This window comes from Phyllobacterium calauticae, assembly GCF_019991125.1.
GTDB classification, from domain to species: domain Bacteria; phylum Pseudomonadota; class Alphaproteobacteria; order Rhizobiales; family Rhizobiaceae; genus Phyllobacterium; species Phyllobacterium calauticae.
Map to the genome: position 1 here is coordinate 25,934 of NZ_JAGENB010000008.1, position 16,952 is coordinate 42,885.

The 16,952-nt window shown below is 62.4% G+C and carries 16 protein-coding genes; 8 read left to right on the top strand and 8 right to left on the bottom strand.

Annotated elements, in window-relative coordinates; translation table 11 throughout:
• Window positions 1–5 precede the first annotated feature (5 nt).
• Genes J1W56_RS21800 through J1W56_RS21820 form a run of 5 tightly spaced genes read right to left on the bottom strand, consistent with a single transcriptional unit; the run spans window position 6 to window position 5,529 of the window.
• The gene (locus J1W56_RS21800; protein ID WP_223615398.1) at window positions 6–1,160 is read right to left on the bottom strand and encodes an acyl-CoA dehydrogenase family protein; all 1,155 of its coding nucleotides are present in this window, start codon (window positions 1,158–1,160) and stop codon (window positions 6–8) included.
• 1 nt (window position 1,161) lies between these two features.
• Window positions 1,162–1,974, bottom strand: coding sequence for an enoyl-CoA hydratase family protein (locus tag J1W56_RS21805; RefSeq protein WP_223615399.1), 813 nt, complete (start codon window positions 1,972–1,974; stop codon window positions 1,162–1,164).
• Window positions 1,967–2,470, bottom strand: a complete 504-nt coding sequence (locus tag J1W56_RS21810) for a MarR family winged helix-turn-helix transcriptional regulator (protein WP_223615400.1) — start codon at window positions 2,468–2,470, stop codon at window positions 1,967–1,969. The genes J1W56_RS21805 and J1W56_RS21810 overlap by 8 nt, the downstream gene beginning before the upstream one ends.
• Window positions 2,467–3,231: an SDR family NAD(P)-dependent oxidoreductase gene (locus J1W56_RS21815; RefSeq protein ID WP_223615401.1), complete on the bottom strand. Its 765-nt coding sequence runs from the start codon at window positions 3,229–3,231 to the stop codon at window positions 2,467–2,469. Before J1W56_RS21815 ends, J1W56_RS21810 begins: the two co-directional genes overlap by 4 nt.
• Window positions 3,232–5,529 carry a bifunctional salicylyl-CoA 5-hydroxylase/oxidoreductase gene (locus J1W56_RS21820; protein ID WP_223615402.1) on the bottom strand — a complete coding sequence of 766 codons (2,298 nt, stop codon included), beginning with the start codon at window positions 5,527–5,529 and terminating at the stop codon, window positions 3,232–3,234.
• A gap of 137 nt (window positions 5,530–5,666) precedes the next feature.
• On the opposite strand from J1W56_RS21820, the gene J1W56_RS21825 reads away from it, so the two are divergent.
• The 7 genes from J1W56_RS21825 to J1W56_RS21855 all read left to right on the top strand — a co-directional run bounded on the left by J1W56_RS21825 (window position 5,667) and on the right by J1W56_RS21855 (window position 12,472).
• A complete protein-coding gene (locus J1W56_RS21825; RefSeq protein WP_223615403.1) occupies window positions 5,667–6,431 on the top strand; it encodes an enoyl-CoA hydratase-related protein in 765 nt (254 codons plus the stop codon).
• A gap of 1 nt (window position 6,432) precedes the next feature.
• Window positions 6,433–7,851 carry a 3-hydroxyacyl-CoA dehydrogenase NAD-binding domain-containing protein gene (locus J1W56_RS21830; RefSeq protein ID WP_223615404.1) on the top strand — a complete coding sequence of 473 codons (1,419 nt, stop codon included), beginning with the start codon at window positions 6,433–6,435 and terminating at the stop codon, window positions 7,849–7,851.
• Window positions 7,852–7,921: 70 nt separating this feature from the next.
• Window positions 7,922–9,058 (top strand): ABC transporter substrate-binding protein, encoded by a 1,137-nt coding sequence (locus J1W56_RS21835; RefSeq protein ID WP_130272211.1) that lies wholly within the window; start codon window positions 7,922–7,924, stop codon window positions 9,056–9,058.
• 76 nt (window positions 9,059–9,134) lie between these two features.
• A complete protein-coding gene (locus J1W56_RS21840; protein ID WP_223615405.1) occupies window positions 9,135–10,055 on the top strand; it encodes a branched-chain amino acid ABC transporter permease in 921 nt (306 codons plus the stop codon).
• Window positions 10,056–10,063: 8 nt separating this feature from the next.
• Window positions 10,064–11,047 carry a branched-chain amino acid ABC transporter permease gene (locus tag J1W56_RS21845; protein WP_223615406.1) on the top strand — a complete coding sequence of 328 codons (984 nt, stop codon included), beginning with the start codon at window positions 10,064–10,066 and terminating at the stop codon, window positions 11,045–11,047.
• Window positions 11,040–11,789 (top strand): ABC transporter ATP-binding protein, encoded by a 750-nt coding sequence (locus J1W56_RS21850; RefSeq protein ID WP_223615407.1) that lies wholly within the window; start codon window positions 11,040–11,042, stop codon window positions 11,787–11,789. Before J1W56_RS21845 ends, J1W56_RS21850 begins: the two co-directional genes overlap by 8 nt.
• On the top strand, window positions 11,786–12,472 hold the full coding sequence (locus J1W56_RS21855) for an ABC transporter ATP-binding protein (protein WP_223615514.1): 687 nt from the start codon (window positions 11,786–11,788) through the stop codon (window positions 12,470–12,472). Before J1W56_RS21850 ends, J1W56_RS21855 begins: the two co-directional genes overlap by 4 nt.
• A 34-nt stretch (window positions 12,473–12,506) precedes the next feature.
• Here J1W56_RS21855 and J1W56_RS21860 read toward each other — a convergent pair whose 3' ends face one another.
• Complete coding sequence (locus tag J1W56_RS21860; RefSeq protein WP_223615408.1) at window positions 12,507–14,771, bottom strand: heavy metal translocating P-type ATPase; 2,265 nt, start codon at window positions 14,769–14,771, stop codon at window positions 12,507–12,509.
• A gap of 70 nt (window positions 14,772–14,841) precedes the next feature.
• On the opposite strand from J1W56_RS21860, the gene J1W56_RS21865 reads away from it, so the two are divergent.
• The gene (locus J1W56_RS21865; RefSeq protein WP_105735390.1) at window positions 14,842–15,264 is read left to right on the top strand and encodes a MerR family transcriptional regulator; all 423 of its coding nucleotides are present in this window, start codon (window positions 14,842–14,844) and stop codon (window positions 15,262–15,264) included.
• Window positions 15,265–15,308: 44 nt separating this feature from the next.
• Here J1W56_RS21865 and J1W56_RS21870 read toward each other — a convergent pair whose 3' ends face one another.
• Together J1W56_RS21870 and J1W56_RS21875 are read right to left on the bottom strand one after the other, a co-directional pair.
• Window positions 15,309–16,025: a L,D-transpeptidase gene (locus J1W56_RS21870; RefSeq protein ID WP_223615409.1), complete on the bottom strand. Its 717-nt coding sequence runs from the start codon at window positions 16,023–16,025 to the stop codon at window positions 15,309–15,311.
• A 192-nt stretch (window positions 16,026–16,217) separates the two neighbouring features.
• Window positions 16,218–16,937, bottom strand: a complete 720-nt coding sequence (locus J1W56_RS21875) for an MgtC/SapB family protein (RefSeq protein ID WP_223615410.1) — start codon at window positions 16,935–16,937, stop codon at window positions 16,218–16,220.
• Between the last annotated feature and the right edge of the window lie 15 nt (window positions 16,938–16,952).

The following is a 16,952-nucleotide window of genomic DNA, read 5'->3' on the forward strand; positions in this document are numbered from 1 at the left end:
TCTCTTTATCCCCTTGCAAGTTCATGCCTTGCGATGATTATTTTTTGTACGTCCGACGCACCTTCATAGATGCGCAATGCCCTGATTTCCCGGTAGAGGCGCTCGACGACACTGCCTTTGCGCACGCCGTCCCCGCCGTGAATCTGAACCGCCTTGTCGATCACGCTCTGCGCGCGGTCCGTGGCATAGAGCTTGGCCATGGCGGCTTCCCGGCTGACCCGCTCGGCGCCGCTGTCCTTCAGCCACGCCGCCCGGTAGACGAGCAGCGCCGCCGCATCGATATCCAGTGCCATATCGGCGATATGCCCCTGCACCATCTGCAGATCTGACATGGGTGCGCCGAAGAGGTGACGGCCATTGGCGCGCTTGACCGCTTCCTCCAGCGCCCTGCGGGCAAAGCCCAGCGCAGCTGCCGCCACGGTCGAGCGGAAGACGTCAAGCACCGACATGGCAATGCGAAAGCCCTGTCCCGGTGAACCGATGAGAGCGGATGCCGGTATCCGGCAATTGTCAAAGACCAGCCGCGCCAGCGGATGCGGCGCGATAACTTCAAGCCGTTCGGCAACAATCAGGCCCGGCGTATCCGCGGGCACGATGAAGGCGGAAATGCCCTTGGCACCCTCCCCCTCGCCGGTGCGGGCAAACACCGTATAGACATCGGCGATGCCGCCATTGGAAATCCAGGTCTTTTCGCCGTTGAGGACAAATCCGTCGCCATCGCGCACGGCTGACAGTTCAAGATTGGCAACGTCGGATCCCGACTGCGGTTCGCTGAGGGCGAAGGCGGAGAGCGCCTTGCCCGCCCGCGTCCGCGTCAGCCATTCCCGCTTCTGCGCATCGGTCCCGAACAGGGAAAGCGCACCAGTGCCGAGCCCTTGCATGGCAAAGGCGAAATCCGCCAGGCCGTCATGCCGCGCCAGCGTCTCGCGGATGATGCAAAGGCTGCGCACATCAAGCTTGCCACCGGCGGTGGGGTCAACCGCCGTGTGTTTGAGAAGACCGGCTTCTCCAAGTCTGGCAACCAGCCCTCGGCAGGCGTCATCGACATTTTCATGATCGATATGGCCGGTGTTATCCGTGGCCCACTGCTCCACCGCATCGGCGAGCCGGCGATGCACATCGTCGAAGAACGGCCATGAAAGGAAGCTGCGGTCCATCATCTCAGTCGCCCTTGAACGCGGGGGTCTGATGCGCAACGAAGGCATCATAGGCACGCTGGAAATCCTGCGTCTGCATGCAAAGCGCCTGCGCCTGCGCCTCCGCCTCGATGGCCTGATCAATTGACATGGACCATTCCTGGTTCAGCATCGTCTTGGTCATCATATGGCCGAATGTCGGGCCTTCGGCGAGGCGCCTTGCCAGTTTCAGCGCCTCAGCGTCCAGCGTTTCCGCATCGACAATGCGGTTGTAGAAACCCCAGCGCTCGCCCTCTTCGGCGGACATGCTGCGCCCGGTATAGAGCAGCTCGGCGGCGCGCCCCTGGCCGATAATCCGTGGCAGGATGGCACAGGCGCCCATGTCACAGCCGGCAAGTCCGACACGCGTGAACAGGAAGGCGGTTTTGGCGGCCGGTGTCGCGAGACGCAGGTCGGACGCCATGGCGATGATGGCGCCGGCACCGACGCACACGCCGTCCACGGCGGCGATAACCGGCTTGCCACAATGCATGATGGCCTTGACCAGATCGCCCGTCATGCGGGTGAATTCCAGCAGGCTCTTCATGTCCATCTTCAGAAGCGGCCCGATGATGTCGTGCACATCGCCGCCCGAGCAGAAATTGCCGCCATTGGAACCGAAAACCACGGCCTTGATGTCATCGGCATAGACGAGCGCGCGAAAACAGTCGCGCAGTTCGGCATAGCTGTCGAAGGTCAGCGGGTTCTTGCGCTCCGGCCGGTCAAGCGAGATGACCGCGATGCCATCGGTGACATGCCATTTGAAATGGGTCGCCGTGTAATTTGCCATCTCACGCATCGTGTTCCCCCTCGCTGTGCAGTCCCTGCGCATGTTCGATTGTGTCCAGCGTGGCGAGCAGCCCGGCTGTCACATCCAGCGGCAGGCTGCCGAAAATCTCGTTGATCCACAGTTCATGCGCGGCGGCCATCCGGGCGAACTCATCCCGGCCCCGCTGCGTCAGCCGGACCAGCATGGCGCGTTTGTCACCCGCAACCGGCACCCGCAGCACCGACCCGTCCGACACGAGCCGCTCGATGATGCCGGTGACATTGCCGTTGGAAACCCGCAGCGCCGAGGAGAGTTCGCTCATCTTCAGCCCTTCCTCGAACCGGTAGAGCGCGGCCATGACGTCGAAACGCGGCAGGGTCGTATCGAATTCGACCCGCAGGTTTTCGCGCACCACCGCCTCGACATGCTTGGTCGCCTTGAGCATTTTCAGCCAGACGCGCAGGCTCTGCTTCACCTGCTCGGGCCCGGCTTTGCGGGCGGCGGACGGGCTGGTCTTGCTGCTCATACTTCGCCTCCTGAAATGGATATGGCCTGACCGGTGACGGAGCCGGAATGCGCGCCGCACAGCCAGAGCACCGTCTGCGCGATCTCCGCAGGCTGGATCAGCCGTTTCTGCGGATTGGATGCAACAAGGGCTGCAACGGCGTCCGCATGGCTCTTGCCGGTTTTCTGCATGATCGTGCCGATGGCGCGTTCAAGCATCGGCGTCTCGGTGAAGCCGGGGCAGACGGCATTGACTGTCACCCCAGACTTCGCCAGTTCCAGCGCCAGCGATTGCACCAGCCCGATCACACCATGCTTGGCTGCGGCATAGGCTGAGACATAGGGATAGCCTTTCAGGCCCGCCGTCGAGCCAATGGCAATCAGCCGCCCGTTGTTCTTCGCCAGCATATCAGGCAGTCCCTGCTGGAAGGTCAGGAACACGCCGGTCAGGTTGAGATCGATCTGGCTTTGCCATGTCGCAAGGTCGAGCTTCTGGAATGGCGTGCTGGCAGCCGACCCGGCATTGGCAATGGCGATGTCGAGCGGACCGACGTCGCTGCGGATGCGGTCGAACAGATGGCGGGACGAGCCCTCATCCGTGACATCAGCAGCGATGGGAATAATGCGTTCCGACTGTGCCGCGATCTCATTCAAGGCTTCCATCCGGCGGCCCGCGATCACCACCTTTGCACCCTCGCCCGCCAGGGCAAGCGCGATGGCGGCGCCGACGCCGGACCCGCCGCCGGTGACCAATGCGACCTTGCCTTGGAGTGATTGCGTCATCTACGCGCCCTCGATGGGAGCAATGACTTCGGCACGCTCCGCCAGCCGGTACATCTGGTCCCGACCGGGATAATAGGGTTTCGGCCAGTCCACGCCCTTGTCACCCAGCGCCACGGCCGCATGCAGGGTCCAGTAGGGATCGGCCAGATGCGGGCGTGCAAGGCACACCAGATCGGCACGACCGGCAAGCAGGATGGAATTGGCATGATCCGGCTCGTAGATATTGCCGACGGCCATGGTTGCCATGCCCGTCTCGTTGCGGATGCGGTCGGAGAACGGTGTCTGGAACATGCGGCCATACACCGGCTTGGCGTCTATCGAGGTCTGCCCAGCCGACACGTCGCAGATATCGACACCCGCCTCCTGCAGCATCCGTGCGATATCGACGGCATCCTGCGGGGTTATGCCCTTGTCGCCCACCCAGTCATTGGCGGAAATGCGCATGGAGATCGGCTTTCCCGACGGCCAGACGAGACGCACCGCACGGAATATCTCCAGCGGATAGCGCATGCGGTTTTCCAGGGAGCCGCCATAGGCGTCGGTGCGGTTGTTCATGACCGGCGTTATGAACGACGACAGGAGATAGCCATGCGCCGCATGGATTTCCAGCATGTCGAACCCGGCCCGGTCAGCCATTTCGGCCGAGGCAACGAACTGGTCGCGCACCCGGTCCATATCGGCGCGGGTCATCGCGGTAGGTGTCTGGTTGTCCGCTGACCACGGCAGATCGGAGGCGGACAGAACCGGCCAGTTGCCGTCGGGCAAAGGCACATCCGTTCCCTCCCAGCCGAGGCGCGTCGAGCCCTTCGCACCGGAATGGCCAAGCTGGCAGCTGACCTTGGCACCGGTCTCTGCATGGATGAAACCGACAATCCGCTTCCACGCCGCTTCGTGTTCCGGCGCATACATGCCGGTGCAGCCGGGCGTGATCCGCCCTTGCGGGCTGATGCAGGTCATCTCGATGGTCACCAGACCCGCCCCGCCCTTGGCGCGCTCGCCGTAGTGGACGAGATGCCAATCAGTGGGTGTCCCGTCGACGGCCTTGTACTGCGCCATCGGCGAGACCACGATGCGGTTCTTCAGGGTCAGATCACGCAGTTTGAACGGCGCAAACATCGGTGCGCGCTGCGTCCCGCTCTTCGCCCCGGCCTTTTCCTGAAACCAGGCTTCGGCGCTTCCCAGCCACGCCCTGTCACGCAGCCGCAGATTCTCATGGCTGATGCGCTGCGAACGGGTCAGAAGCGAATAGTTGAACTGGACCGGATCGAGATCGAAATAGCGCTCGACCTCCTCGAACCATTCGAGCGAATTGCGCGCTGCCGATTGTAGCCGCAGCACCTGCAGCCGCCGCTCGTCCTCATATTTGGCAAAGGCGTCCGCAACGGACTTTTCCGAATGGAGATAATTGGCGAGGGCAATCGCGCTTTCCAGCGCCAGCTTGGTGCCGGAACCGATGGAGAAATGCGCGGTCGCCGCCGCATCCCCCAGCAGGACCACATTGTCGTGGGACCATTTTTCGCACAGCACGCGCGGGAAACTGATCCAGGCCGAACCGCGGATATGGTTGGCATTGGTCATCAGCGCATGGCCGCCAAGATATCTGGCGAAAATCCGCTCGCAGACCGCAATCGACTCCTGCTGGCTCATGCCGCCAAAGCCGAACTTGTCCCAGGTTTCCTGGCTGCATTCGACGATGAATGTCGCGGTATCGGCATCGAACTGGTAGGCATGCGCCCAGACCCAGCCGTGCTCGGTTTCCTCAAAGATGAACGTGAAGGCATCGTCGAATTTCTGGTGTGTGCCAAGCCAGACGAACTTGCATTTGCGCGTGTCGATTTCCGGCTTGAAATGCGCGGCAAAGGTCGAGCGGGCGCGGGAATTCAACCCGTCGGCGGCAACGACCAGATCGTAATCCTTGGCAAGGGCAGCAATGTCTTCGACAGGTGTTTCAAACTGCAGCTTGACGCCGAGTTCGCGCGCCCGCTCCTGCAGCAGCATCAGCAGCGTCTTGCGCCCGATGCCGCAAAAGCCGTGGCCGGTCGACACTGTCTCGGTCTGCTTGAAATGAACGGCAATATCGTCCCAATAGGCGAAATGGTCGCGGATCGCGTCGGCACTGACGGGATCGTTAGCGGCAAGGTTGGACAGGGTTTCGCTTGACAGCACCACGCCCCAGCCGAAGGTGTCATCGGCCCTGTTGCGCTCGATCACCGTGATGTCGTGGCCGGGATCGCGCAGCTTCATGCTGATCGCGAAATAGAGACCGGCGGGCCCTCCTCCAAGACAGGCGATCTTCATCAGGCACACTCCCGTTTGACCTTGCTCATCGTGTCACCGCATCAAAATAATTTCAAGCATGAAATTTCAAGCTTGAATAATTTCCGATTTATAGGGATAGTCAGGTCAAGCAGAGCAAACTGCAGGGGGGATGCGATATGGAAAACTATATCCAAACCGACGTGAAGGATGGTTACGCCATCCTGACATTGACACGCCCCGAAGCGCGCAACGCGCTGAACACCAGCATGCTCAAGCAGCTGGCCGACAGCCTCGCGCGCTTTGACCGCGACCCCGCAATCCGCACCATCATCCTCACCGGCGCCGAGGGCAATTTTGCTTCTGGCGCTGACATCGGCGAGATCGCCGACAAGACATCCGTCGATGGCGTGCACGATCTGCGCCTGCATGCATGGGACGCCATCGCCAGGGTGCGCAAGCCGCTGATCGCGGCGGTCGAGGGCTATTGTCTCGGCGGCGGATTTGAACTGGCGCAGCGCTGCGACCTGATCGTGGCGGCTGGCAACGCCACTTTCGGACAGCCGGAAATCCGGCTTGGCCTCATTCCCGGTGCCGGCGGCATCCAGCGGCTGACAGCGCTTCTGGGAAAATCCCGGGCGATGCGCCTGCTGCTGACAGGTGAAACCATCAGCGGCACCGATGCGTTCGACTGGGGTATTGCGTCACACGGCACCCCTGCCGGGGAAAGCCTTGCGGCGGCTGAAAATATTGCCGCCAAACTCGCCAAGGGCGCGCCGCTGGCCCAGCAGTTCGTCAAGCAGGCGGTGCTGACAGCACTGGACGATCAGAATGCCCTGGCGCTGGAGCGCCGGTCATTCGAATTGCTTTTGTCCACCGACGACAAGGCCGAGGGCATTGCCGCCTTCCGCGCCAAGCGCCAACCCGAATTCCGGGGGCGCTAGCGTGGGCGAGCCGGTCAACATTGTCGGCGTTGCCGGTGCAGGCACCATGGGCCGGGGCATCGCGCATCTGCTGGCACGATCCGGAATAAAGACAATCCTCTATGACACGCAGGACGGCATGGCCGCCAAGGCGAAGGCTGCGATCCTTGCCGATATCGGCCAGCGCATCGCCCGCGGCAAATCGACGGAAGGCGAGCGCGACGCCTGCGCCGGGAACATCGTCATTGCCGCGACCTTGCAGGATATGGCGCCGGCGCATCTTGTCATCGAAGCCATCATCGAGACGCTGGACGCCAAGGCAGACCTGTTTCAGGCGCTGGAGAAGGTCTGCGCCACGGATTGCCTCTTTGCCACCAACACCTCTTCCCTTTCGGTCGAAGCGATTGCCCGCACGATCCGGCATCCCCAGCGCTTTGCCGGGCTGCATTTCTTCAACCCTGCCCCGCTGATGAAGCTGGTCGAGGTCGTCGCCGGTCCGCAGACGGAAGCGGGTATGGCCGAACGGCTGTCCGGTCTCGTCAAGATCTTGGGCAAGCAGCCCGTCGAGGTGCGCGACAGCCCCGGCTTTCTCGTCAATCGCTGTGCCCGGCCCTTCTACGGCGAAGCGCTGCAACTTCTGGAAGATCTCGTTACCGATGCAGCAACCATCGACATGTGCCTCACATCGTCAGGCGGCTTTCCGCTCGGGCCGTTCGAGCTGATCGATCTTGTCGGCGTGGATATCAACCTCGCCGCAACAGCCTCCGTATGGCAGGGATTCGACCGGTCGCCACGTTTCAAGCCGTCACCGCTCCTCGAGGATATGAAGGCCAAGGGCATGCTCGGCCGCAAAACCGGAAGCGGATTTTTCACCTATCCGCGTCAGGACAATGTGCTGCCCGGTGACAGTTCCATATCGACTGTCGACGAGTTGAAGCGGCAACTGGAAACCCGGACGGGCGTGGCGGTTCATCTGAGCGACGGGCGGACGGCCCGCGAACTGTCCATGCACAGCCGCCAGCCGGTGATCGTGCTTGACCGGCAGATCGGCCAGTGGCGCGGTCCCGTTTCCCTCGCCTTCGCCCAGCATGATCTGCGCGACGCGGACATCCAGTCCATAGCACTGCAAGCCAAGTCGCTGGGGGTTGAACTGCACGAGGTGACGGACACTTCAGGGCTCATATTCCTGCGCGTGGCGGCCATGCTGGTCAACGAAGCGGCCTTCGCCTTCGGACAGGGACTGGCCACGACAGCGGGAATCGATACCGCGCTGAAGCTCGGCCTGAATTTCCGCCACGGCCCGCACGAGATGCTGGAGGCGCTCGGGATCGCGGCGATCACGAACACGCTGGAGCGCTGCGGCCAGATCCATCCTTCCGGGCGGTATGATGCCTGTCCCGCTCTGGCGGACTTTGCGGAGGACGCAACAACCAGGCGTTAGTTGGCACGGGCACTTGCATCGCGAAACAATTTAGAATTGAGATGAACCATAAAATAAGGGGAACGACGCAATGAAACGAATAGCAGCAGCGGCATTGATGGCGGGTTTGACTTTTGCCGGTCAGGCCATGGCCGAACCCGTGAAGATCGGCATGATCACGACATTGTCCGGCGGCGGGGCAGGCCTTGGCATCGATATCCGCGACGGCTTCCTTCTCGCCATCAAGGAGTCCGGCAACAAGGACATCAAAGTCATCGTCGAGGACGATGCGCAGAAGCCGGAACTTGCCGTGCAGATCGCCGACAAGATGGTCCAGAGCGAAAAAGTCGACATCCTGACCGGTATCGTCTGGTCCAACCTCGCCATGGCGGTCGTGCCGGGCGTTGTCGGCCAGGGCACCTTCTACCTCTCGACCAATGCCGGCCCATCGGCGCTGGCCGGTGCCAACTGCAACCCCAACTATTTCAACGTCGCCTACCAGAACGACAACCTGCATGAGGCCATGGGCAATTATGCCAACACGGCAAACTACAAGAAGACCTTCATTCTTGCGCCGAACTATCCCGCCGGCACCGATGCGTTGACCGGCTTCAAGCGCTTCTACAAGGGTGCGCTGGCAGGCGAGCTCTACACCAAGGTCGGCCAGACCGATTATGCCACCGAGATCGCGCAGATCCGCGCTTCGGGTGCCGATTCCGTCTACTTCTTCCTGCCCGGCGGCATGGGCATCGCCTTCATGAAGCAGTACTCGCAGTCCGGCATTTCCACGCCTGTCATGGGTCCCGGCTTCTCCTTCGATCAGGATGTGCTCGGCGCCATCGGCGATGCGGCCATCGGCGTGAAGAACTCGTCGCATTGGTCGAAGGACCTCGATAACGCCGCCAACAAGAAATACGTCGCCGCTTTCAAGGCCGAGTACAAGCGCCTGCCATCGCTCTATGCGACACAGGGCTACGACACGGCCAACCTGATCCTCTCGGCCGTTGCCAAGGCCAGCGTCAAGGACAAGGATGCGTTCCGGGCCGCCCTCAAGGAAGCCAAGTTCGATTCCGTGCGCGGCAAATTCAAGTTCGGCAACAACAACCACCCGATCCAGGACATCTATGTGCGTGAAGTGATCAAGGAAGACGGCGTTCTCACCAACAAGATCGTCGCCACCAGCTTCACCGATCACCAGGATGCCTATGCGGCCAGCTGCAAGATGTGAACGATAGACGGGCGCGCGGACGAAAAATCAGCACGCCCATTATGCCTTTGATCGTCTCATCGGATTGGATTGAACCTTGTCTTCGGCTCTCCTCATCGAACAAGCCCTGAACGGCCTGCAGTTCGGCGTCATGCTGTTTCTGATGGCCGCCGGATTGACGCTGATCTTCGGCGTCATGGGCGTGATCAACCTTGCCCATGGCTCGCTCTATATGGTCGGGGCCTTCGCCTGCGCGGCGGTCGCCGCCTATACCGGCTCGTTCTGGCTCGGCCTGGTGGCAAGCCTCATTGCCGCTGCCGCCGCAGGCGCCATCGTCGAAGTCACGGTGATCCGCCGTCTCTACAACCGCGATCATCTCGATCAGGTTCTCGCCACCTTCGCGCTCATCCTGATCTTTTCCGAGGGCACGCGCTGGGTGTTCGGCTCCTTTCCGCTCTATCTCGACATCCCGAAAGTGCTGCAGGGCGCGATCAGCCTGCCGGGCGGCGGGCAGTACCAGCTTTACCGGCTTGCCATCATCGGCGCCGGTCTCATCGTCGCCATCGGGCTTTATCTGCTGATCGCAAAGACAAGGCTCGGCATGCGCATCCGCGCCGGTGAATCCGACCGGGAAATGATTGGCGCGCTCGGCGTCGACATCGCTTCGCTCAACACCATCGTCTTTGCCCTTGGCGCGGCGCTGGCTGGCCTCGCCGGCGCGCTTGTCGGTGCGCTGCAATCGGTGCAGGTCGGCATGGGCGAACCGGTGCTCATCCTCGCCTTCGTCGTCATCGTCATCGGCGGCATCGGCTCCATCAAGGGCGCGCTGGCCGGCGCCATTCTTGTCGGCGTGGTCGACACCATGGGCCGGTTCCTGCTGCCGCAGCTTTTCACCCTGTTCATGCAGCCGTCACAGGCGGCCACGGCAGGCGCGGCCATCGCCTCGATGCTCATCTATATCGTCATGGCCTTCATTCTGGCAGTGAGGCCGAAGGGCCTCTTTGCGGTCAATGCGTGAGGGGCGGAATGGCTGATCGCGAACGCCTTGTGAATATCGCCCTGGCCTTGATCGTGCCAGCCTGCGCCGTTGCGGCCCATGGCATGGGCGAGCCTTTCTACGTGACCCTTGCCACCCGCATTGCCATTCTTGCGCTTGCCGCGGTGGGGCTGAACCTCGCGCTCGGCCTTGGCGGCCTTGTCTCCTTCGGCCATGCCGCCTTTTTCGGCATCGGCGGCTATGCCGCCGGCATCTTTGCCACCCATGCCTTCAACCAGACCCCGCTGCTCACCGCGCCCGTCATGATCTTGGCGACAAACCAGATGCCGGTGATCTGGCTGGTGAGCGCCGTCGTTGCCGGTCTGGCCGCCCTGCTGATCGGCCTGATCAGCCTGCGCACCTCAGGCGTCTATTTCATCATGATCACCCTCGCCTTCGCCCAGATGATCTATTACTTCGCCATCTCCTGGCCCGCCTATGGCGGCGAGGATGGCCTGTCGATCACCATGCGCAACGGCTTTCCCGGGGTGAACACGCTCAATCCCCTCAGCTTCTTCCTGATCGCCTATGGCCTGCTCCTGCTGGCACTGTTCGCCTTCTCCCGGCTCAGGGACTCGCGCTTCGGTGCGGCGCTGCAGGCCACGCGGCAGAACGAGGTGCGGGTGGCGTCCATCGGCATCCGGCCGCTGCGCATCCGCCTCGTCGCGTTCATCCTGTCGGGCATGATCACCGCCATTGCCGGTGCGCTGTTTGCCGATCTCAACCGCTTTGTCGGTCCGTCCATGCTGTCGTGGAGCATGTCCGGCGAACTCATCGTGCTGATCATACTGGGCGGCACCGGCCGTCTCTTCGGGCCCGTCGCCGGCGCCATCCTGTTCGTGCTGTTCGAATTTGCCCTCGGCGGGCTGACGGAGCATTGGCAGCTGTTTCTCGGCCTCATTCTGCTCGCCGTCGTCCTGTTCGGGCGCGGCGGTCTCATCGGGCTTCTGGCCGGGAAGGTGCGTCATGGCTGAACCCGTCCTCAGCATCCGGAACCTGTGCAAATCCTTCGGCGCGCTGAAGGCCACCGACGATGTCAGCCTTGATCTTCATCCCGGCGAAATCCACGCGCTGATCGGGCCGAACGGTGCGGGGAAATCGACACTGATCCACCAGATCGCCGGAACGCTGAAGCACAATAGCGGCTCCATCCATTTCATGGGCCGGGATGTCTCGGCGCTTGGCGTCTCGCACCGCGCGCAACTGGGGCTCGGCCGTACCTTCCAGATCTCGTCGCTGACGCCCGAGTTTTCGGCGCTGCGCAATGTCATGCTGGCCGTGCAGGCCAATCAGGGGTCGAGTTTCCGTTTCTGGAAGCCTGTGATGACCGATGCGTCGCTCAAGGATACCGCGCGCGACATGCTTGGCCGGGTGGGACTGCTTGACCGGGCCGACATACCCAGCGCCGAACTTTCCCATGGCGAACGGCGGCAGCTGGAAATTGCCATTGCACTGGCGCTCGGTCCGAAAGCCTTCCTGCTTGACGAGCCGATGGCGGGCATGGGACCGGAAGGCTCGAAACGCCTCACCGCCTTTCTCGACACGCTGCGGCACGAGGCACCGATCCTTTTGATCGAACACGATATGGATGCGGTCTTTGCCCTCGCCGACCGCATTTCGGTGCTGGTCTATGGCCGCATCATCGCCACCGGCACGGTCGACGACATCCGCCGCAATCCGCTGGTGCGTGAAGCCTATCTCGGGGAGAGCGTCTGATGCTGCTGGAACTTGACGGTGTCGAGACCTTCTACGGCGCGTCGCAGGCGCTTTTCGGTGTCGATCTCGCGATGGCGGAAGGCGAAGCCGTTGCGCTGATGGGCCGCAACGGCATGGGCAAGACCACCACCATCCGCTCGATCTTCGGGCTCTCGCCGCTGCACCGTGGCACGGTCCGTTTCGCCGGCGCCGATATTTCGGCGGCAAAACCCTATCGCATCGCCCGGCTTGGGCTGGGACTGGTGCCGGAAGGACGGCGCTGCTTTCCCAACCTGACGGTGGCGGAAAATCTGCTGGCTTCAGCGCGAAAGGGATTCTGGACCATCAAGGAGGTCAATGCCCTCTTCCCGCGCCTGGCGGAGCGGTCCGGGCAATATGCCAACTCGCTGTCGGGCGGCGAGCAGCAGATGCTTGCCGTGGCGCGCGCCCTGATGACCAACCCGAAGCTGATCGTTCTCGATGAGGCAACGGAGGGCCTTGCGCCTGTTATCCGGCAGGAAATCTGGAAGGCCATCGCCGCATTGAAGCGGCAGGGCCAGTCCATTCTGGTCGTCGACAAGACCCTGTCCGAACTTCTGCCGGTGGCCGACCGCTGCTTTGTGCTTGAGCGGGGCCGCACCGTCTGGAGTGGTGTGCCGGCCGAATTGACCGGCGCGATTCAGGATCGTTATCTCGGCGTCTGACGGCCCCCCGACGGGAGGCCGCGCATATCATGTCTTACGCCCGGCCCTTCCAGCCGAGCAACCGCATCGCATTGGCCGTGACCAGCACCGTCGCGCCGGTATCGGCAAGGATCGCCGGCCACAAACCGGTCAGACCGATGATCGTCGTCACCAGGAAGACGGCCTTCAGGCCGAGCGCAACGCCGATGTTCTGGCGGATATTGCTCATCACCGTTTTCGACAGGTCGATCATATTGGCGACATCAATCACCCGGCCGTGCAGGATTGCCGCATCGGCGGTTTCAAGCGCCACGTCCGTGCCGCCGCCCATGGCAATGCCGATGTCGGCTGCGGCCAGCGCCGGAGCATCATTGATGCCGTCGCCGACCTTGGCCACGGTCAGGCCGGCGCGCTGCATCTCGCCGACGATCCGCTGCTTGTCCTGCGGCAGCAGTTCCGCCCTCGGCTCGATCCCCAGCTTGGAAGCGATTGCCTCTGCGGTGCGGCTGTTGTCGCCGGTCAGCATGACGGCCTTGATGCCCTGCTCTTTCAGCACGGCAAGACCGCGCTCCGCATCGGCCCTCGGCTCGTCGCGCATGGCCAGCAAGCCCGCAAGCTTGCCATCGACAACCACAAGGGAAACCGTTTTGCCCTGGTCGTTCAGCGCGGCAATGGACGCCGTCTGTTCCGCGCTGAGCGGCGCCATTGCGGCGACGGCCTGCGGCGAACCGAGGAACACGTCCTTGCCGCCGACGGTTCCCTCGACGCCCTTGCCCGAAACGGCCTTCGCCGCGGTGGACGGGAGAACCGTGACGGCATCGGCCTTGGCCCGGTCGAGAATGGCCACCGCCAGAGGGTGGCTGGAACCGGTTTCCAGCGCTGCAGCCAGCGACAGCACTTCCTGCTCTGGCAGGCCGAATGAAACGATATCCGTGACCACAGGCTTGCCTTCGGTCAGGGTGCCCGTCTTGTCAAAGGCGACGGCCGTCACCTTCCGGAAGGTTTCAAGCACGGCACCGCCCTTCATCAGCAGGCCGCGCCGCGCACCCGCGGAGAGGCCGGCGGCAATGGCGGCCGGTGTCGAGATAACAAGCGCGCAGGGGCAGCCGATCAGGAGAATGGCAAGGCCCTTATAGACCCATTCGCTCCAGATGCCGCCCATGAACAAGGGGGGGACGACGGCGACGAGCGCCGCAACGACCATGATGCCCGGTGTGTAATAGTGGGAGAAACCGTCAATAAACCGCTCCGTCGGCGCCTTGCTTTCCTGTGCTTCTTCCACGAGACGGATCACCCGGGCGATGGTGTTGTCGCTTGCCGTCGCGGTGACGGCGATGCGCAGGACGCCATCAGTATTGATCGTCCCGGCAAAGACCGCGTCACCGGCATTCTTGCGCTTGGGCGTGCTTTCGCCCGTGACCGGCGCCTCGTCGATCTCGCTTGTTCCCTCGGTGATGTCACCATCGGCAGGAATACGGTCACCCGGCCGCACCAGAATGATATCACCAATGGCAAGCGCATCGGCAGGAACCGAGACGGTGTTGCCGCCACGCTCCACCAGCGCGGTTTTGGGGACGAGATCGGCGAGGCCCTGAATGCTGGCGCGGGCACGGCCGGCGGCAACGCCTTCAAGCATTTCGCCGATCAGGAACAGGAAGACCACGGCGGCGGCTTCTTCACCCGCGCCAATGATCACCGCGCCGATGGCTGCGACCGTCATCAGCATTTCGATGGAGAAGGGCGTGCCGGAACGCGCCGCCATCAGCGCACGGCGGGCAATGGGTACCAGCCCGACCAGCATCGCCACGACAAAGGCTCCGTTGGCGATATCCGGATAAAGCTTGCCGACAGCATAGGCCGCGACAAGGGCGACACCGCTGATGATGGTCAGAAAGCCCTTGCGGCTCTGCCACCAGCGGGCGGGCCCGGCGCTTTGCACCGGAGCAGCGGCCACAGCCGCGTTTGTGTCCGCATGGTCATGCCCGGAATGATCGTGGCCCGCATGGTCATGGTCGTGGTGATCATGATCCGCGTGGTTGTGGTTGGCATGGTCATGCCCGCTGCATGACGATGCCGGCACGGGCGCCGGGCTCTTGGCTGTCAGCGGCGAAACCTTGTAGCCGAGGCCGTTGACCTTTTTCTCGAGAACACCGAGATCGGCGGTGCCGTCGTGTTTGACCGTCATCGTGCCCGCCGTCACCGACACGGAAATGTCGGCCACGCCAGGCAACCGGCGCACCGCCGTATCGATCTTGGCCGCACAGCTTGCACAGTCCATGCCTTCGACCCGGAAGCGGGTTTGCGTTGGCGCTGCTGTCATGATTCAACCTCTCTTGACTCTGTTGCCGGCAAGGCTACATGCTCTAGTGACTAGAGGAGCAAGTGGAATGTTGAAAGAAATTTCGATCGGCGAAGCAGCAAAGCGCAGCGGTGTCAAAGTGCCGACCATCCGCTATTACGAACAGATCGGGCTGCTGGCGGCACCGGCGCGCACCGACGGCAACCGGCGGCACTATGAAGACACGGATATCCGCCGGCTGGCATTCATCCGCCATGCGCGCGAACTCGGCTTCGAGATTGACTCCATCCGCACGCTGCTGCACCTGCAGGATGATCCCAACCAGCCCTGCGAAACCGCCGACGGCATTGCCAATGCGCGCCTCATCGAGGTCGAGCAGCGCATCCGCAGCCTGAATGCGCTGAAAGCCGAGCTGGAACTGATGGTGGAGGGATGCCGGCACGGCCGCGTTGCCGAATGCCGCGTCATCGAAATTCTGGCCGATCACGGCAAATGCGCGCATGCGCAACACTAGGCCGCAGTCAAAACCGGCTGCGGCCGTGTTCATGAATCCTGGTCCTAAATAACCAGCAGCGGGGCCTTGCCGGGGACGCGCTCATAGAGATCCATCACGTCCTGATTGAACATGCGCACGCAACCCGACGATGCTGACTTGCCGATGGAGTTCCAGTCCGGCGAACCGTGAATGCGGTACAGCGTGTCGACACCGCCCTGAAAGATATAGAGGGCTCGCGAACCCAGCGGATTGTTGACACCCGGCGGCATGCCCTGGCGCCATTTTTCCAGCTTCGGATCGCGTGAAATCATGGTCGATGGCGGTGTCCAGGTCGGCCACTTGCGCTTCCACTGGACAATGGCGCGGCCCTTCCAGGAATAGCCCTGCCGGCCGAGTCCGACACCATAGCGCATGGCCTTGCCGTTCTTCAGAACCAGATAGAGAAACTTGTCGACGGTGTTGACGACGATCGTGCCGGGCTTCTCCCCTGTCGGATCGTCGACGACCTGCCGCAGGAATTTTTCATTGACCTTGGCAAAGGGTATCGCAGGCAGCCTGTAGCCCTCCTCTTCGACCGCCTGATACATGCTGATGTAATCGGGCTTCGCCGGTGCCGGTGCGGCAACCTCGACGGGTGCCGGCTTGTCCGCCGGCACGGCATCCTGCGAACCGGCAAGATCGAGCGACTGTTTGGGCAATTGGGCACAGGCAGCGACGGCTGAAACGCCAAGGAGCGACAGGCCGGTCAGGAATGACCGGCGCGAAACGAGGGATGACATTCTGTATGCTTTCAAACGATGGGACAGGCAGGGCGGACAGGCGGTCGTGGTCACCGCTTGCCCCTATCCTTTTAAAACGGATCACGGCAACCGTGTGTCAAAAACAAGGCAGAACGCAATGTCTGTGGCACTGTTGCATTATGATCACAGTATATATCAGACTGTAAACTTGCGTGATAATGCAACATTACACTAGTCCTTTGTGCTGCCCTCCCACGTTCCGTGGGAAATGCCGTGCTGCTTTTCCATATGGGCAATCACCGCATCGATCTCGTCGGGATCGATCGCCGTACTGACCAGCGTGGCCACGATTTCCACGGTCTCGTCATCGCCCTGATCGGTGATTTCGACGTCGCTGACGGGATAATCCGCCTCTTCAAGCCGTTCGACCAGGAGGTCGCGCATGGTCGGCATGGCCGCACGGGTCGATATCAGCTTGACCTCATAGGTGGCCTCCGCCGCCTGTTCGCTGATCGGGATGCGGTTGATGACATTGACCAGCGGGCGCAGCAGCGTGTTGCCGGCAAGGACAAACACCGTCAGCAGCGCCGCTTCGGCGAGCATGTCCGTACCGGCACAGGCACCCACCGCCGCCGAACACCAGAGCGTTGCCGCAGTGTTCAGCCCCCGCACATTCATCCCTTCCTTCATGATCACGCCCGCACCCAGAAAGCCGATGCCGGAAACCACGTAGGAAATCACCCGGACGGCTTCCGTCGTCCCGGCAATCCGCTGCGCCAGATCGACGAAGGCCGCCGAACCAATGGCGACAAGCACATTGGTGCGCAGCCCGGCCGTCCGCTGCCGGTACTGGCGCTCGGCGCCAATCAGCGTGCCGAAGATGAAGGCGGCGACGAAGCTGATGGTCGTATCGAGAAAGGGATAGAGATCGAATGTCTGTATAAACTTCATGGGGTCACCGCAGCT

Excerpts from the sequence above, each read along its gene's own strand:
- J1W56_RS21800 (WP_223615398.1), bottom strand. The coding sequence starts at position 1,160 with ATGATGGACCGCAGCTTCCTTTCATGGCCGTTCTTCGACGATGTGCAT.
- J1W56_RS21805 (WP_223615399.1), bottom strand. The coding sequence starts at position 1,974 with ATGCGTGAGATGGCAAATTACACGGCGACCCATTTCAAATGGCATGTC.
- J1W56_RS21810 (WP_223615400.1), bottom strand. The coding sequence starts at position 2,470 with ATGAGCAGCAAGACCAGCCCGTCCGCCGCCCGCAAAGCCGGGCCCGAG.
- J1W56_RS21815 (WP_223615401.1), bottom strand. The coding sequence starts at position 3,231 with ATGACGCAATCACTCCAAGGCAAGGTCGCATTGGTCACCGGCGGCGGG.
- J1W56_RS21820 (WP_223615402.1), bottom strand. The coding sequence starts at position 5,529 with ATGAAGATCGCCTGTCTTGGAGGAGGGCCCGCCGGTCTCTATTTCGCG.
- J1W56_RS21825 (WP_223615403.1), top strand. The coding sequence starts at position 5,667 with ATGGAAAACTATATCCAAACCGACGTGAAGGATGGTTACGCCATCCTG.
- J1W56_RS21835 (WP_130272211.1), top strand. The coding sequence starts at position 7,922 with ATGAAACGAATAGCAGCAGCGGCATTGATGGCGGGTTTGACTTTTGCC.
- J1W56_RS21845 (WP_223615406.1), top strand. The coding sequence starts at position 10,064 with ATGGCTGATCGCGAACGCCTTGTGAATATCGCCCTGGCCTTGATCGTG.
- J1W56_RS21850 (WP_223615407.1), top strand. The coding sequence starts at position 11,040 with ATGGCTGAACCCGTCCTCAGCATCCGGAACCTGTGCAAATCCTTCGGC.
- J1W56_RS21860 (WP_223615408.1), bottom strand. The coding sequence starts at position 14,771 with ATGACAGCAGCGCCAACGCAAACCCGCTTCCGGGTCGAAGGCATGGAC.
- J1W56_RS21870 (WP_223615409.1), bottom strand. The coding sequence starts at position 16,025 with ATGTCATCCCTCGTTTCGCGCCGGTCATTCCTGACCGGCCTGTCGCTC.
- J1W56_RS21875 (WP_223615410.1), bottom strand. The coding sequence starts at position 16,937 with ATGAAGTTTATACAGACATTCGATCTCTATCCCTTTCTCGATACGACC.